The organism is Desulfocucumis palustris (genome assembly GCF_002933875.1).
Classification (GTDB): Bacteria; Bacillota; Desulfotomaculia; order Desulfotomaculales; family Desulfocucumaceae; genus Desulfocucumis; species Desulfocucumis palustris.
The window spans coordinates 1-1,471 of record NZ_BFAV01000171.1 but is presented as its reverse complement, the minus strand read 5'-3'; the positions used below and the strand labels follow the sequence as shown (position 1 = coordinate 1,471).

The 1,471-nt window shown below is 36.4% G+C and carries 3 protein-coding genes and 1 pseudogene; all 4 read right to left on the bottom strand.

Annotation, left to right across the window (positions count from 1 at the left end):
• Positions 1-105: 105 nt before the first annotated feature.
• The 4 genes and pseudogenes from DCCM_RS16760 to DCCM_RS16745 all read right to left on the bottom strand — a co-directional run bounded on the left by DCCM_RS16760 (position 106) and on the right by DCCM_RS16745 (position 1,377).
• Positions 106-366 (bottom strand): DUF2442 domain-containing protein, encoded by a 261-nt coding sequence (locus DCCM_RS16760; RefSeq protein WP_104373535.1) that lies wholly within the window; start codon positions 364-366, stop codon positions 106-108.
• Positions 359-592: a DUF4160 domain-containing protein gene (locus DCCM_RS16755; protein WP_104373534.1), complete on the bottom strand. Its 234-nt coding sequence runs from the start codon at positions 590-592 to the stop codon at positions 359-361. Before DCCM_RS16755 ends, DCCM_RS16760 begins: the two co-directional genes overlap by 8 nt.
• Before the next feature lie 327 nt (positions 593-919).
• A pseudogene (locus DCCM_RS19790) lies at positions 920-1,108 on the bottom strand (type II toxin-antitoxin system RelE/ParE family toxin); the annotation flags it as partial.
• An 83-nt stretch (positions 1,109-1,191) separates the two neighbouring features.
• Positions 1,192-1,377, bottom strand: a complete 186-nt coding sequence (locus DCCM_RS16745; protein ID WP_104373532.1) for a hypothetical protein — start codon at positions 1,375-1,377, stop codon at positions 1,192-1,194.
• Positions 1,378-1,471: the final 94 nt, after the last annotated feature.

Genomic DNA, 1,471 nt, shown 5'->3' with positions numbered 1-1,471 from the left:
ATATGAAGGCCTATCGCCATTGACGTTAATTCCAAGGCCATTGCTAAACGTCATTGGCGGGTATTAGTTTACCGCCAGGGAGCGCAAACCGCTACAATTGTGTCCCTAACGATAATCGTCCAGAAATGTCTCAATTGGAATGTCCTCGTCTAAAGAATCCCAATGAATTCCTCTGGGAGATATTCTAAATTTCTTTCGCTGTTCAGGCTCAGCAGTACGTAATATTGGAAACCAGCTTAACGGTGTATGGATAATACGACCATCTGATAGATAAATTATTATTTTTTCACTATCCACCTCAACATCGGAAATTTTAGTAGGTAGGATAGGCCGGAGAAAGTGATCTCGCAGACTAGTTTTAGCCATGAAACTCCCTCCATTCTTTTAGAATGAGTTCTTCATTTTCACTTACCAGACCCTCCAGTTTATTTAGATCGCGAGTGCTAAAACCATGGCTCTCTGCTAAGTCGACGGGTTTTATCCAGAACTTAGCGGTCTTTTTGCCTTCTTCAATGTGAATATGCGGTCTAGTCTCCTCTCTGGAATAGAAAAAGAACCTATAAGGACCAATACGCAAAACTGTCGGACTCATAGGTACCACCTCTACCTACTCTTAACTCCCATTCGTAAGGGTAAATCCATTGAGGATTAAACTACCATAGACTTTAAACCGCAGGGTGTCGATTTTATGCCCCGGTGCTGCACTGCTAGCAAGTTGAACCTTTCATCCTCATTACTGATCTCTTTCATTGCCGGATGATTTTAGGCGCTAACTATTCACCTTAATTTACAATGTCAATACGTTTGGATTTCGGTTCCGATAAATTGTTTTATGTGTCAAAAAAATTCTCTCGGACACAAAAGAACTATCCCCTTGTGTCTAGTATAACAATAGCTCTGTCCCCGTGGTATGTTCCGCTCAGCTAAGTAATTGTTTCGAATGATAAATGCTGATAATTTCTATTGTATCTAAGCCTTTTATTTTATATATTACTCTATATTGATAAACAATTAATTCTCTAATCTCTTTTTGAGCAAATTCCGGAACAATACGACTCATTTCAGGAAAATTCTCAAGCATGTCTATTTTTTTAATAATACTTTTAGCAACCCTCTTAGCGTTTTATAATGATCTTTTTTCGATAAAAGTTAGATTTTCATAAAAATCATTTAATCCTCTTTTACTCCAAATTATTCGAGCCATTTTCTTAAAACCTTTTTACTTTCTTCATGGCTAACAACATTATTATTTTCTAAATCTTCGATCCCTTTATTTACACAATCAATAAATTTTAAACGTTCAATAATCTCATCCAAAGATATATCCTTTGGTAAATCCTTTATAATACTAATCGCCTTTTCTCTTGCATTTTCCATCTATTAGCACCTCCCATAAAATGGGGTTTTCTCTATGACATTATATCTTAACACAGTAAATCTCTCAACTTTATTTTGGGTAATCAGATGAGGA

Coding starts and splice junctions, on each gene's coding strand:
- DCCM_RS16760 (WP_104373535.1), bottom strand. CDS start 366: ATGGCTAAAACTAGTCTGCGAGATCACTTTCTCCGGCCTATCCTACCT.
- DCCM_RS16755 (WP_104373534.1), bottom strand. CDS start 592: ATGAGTCCGACAGTTTTGCGTATTGGTCCTTATAGGTTCTTTTTCTAT.
- DCCM_RS16745 (WP_104373532.1), bottom strand. CDS start 1,377: ATGGAAAATGCAAGAGAAAAGGCGATTAGTATTATAAAGGATTTACCA.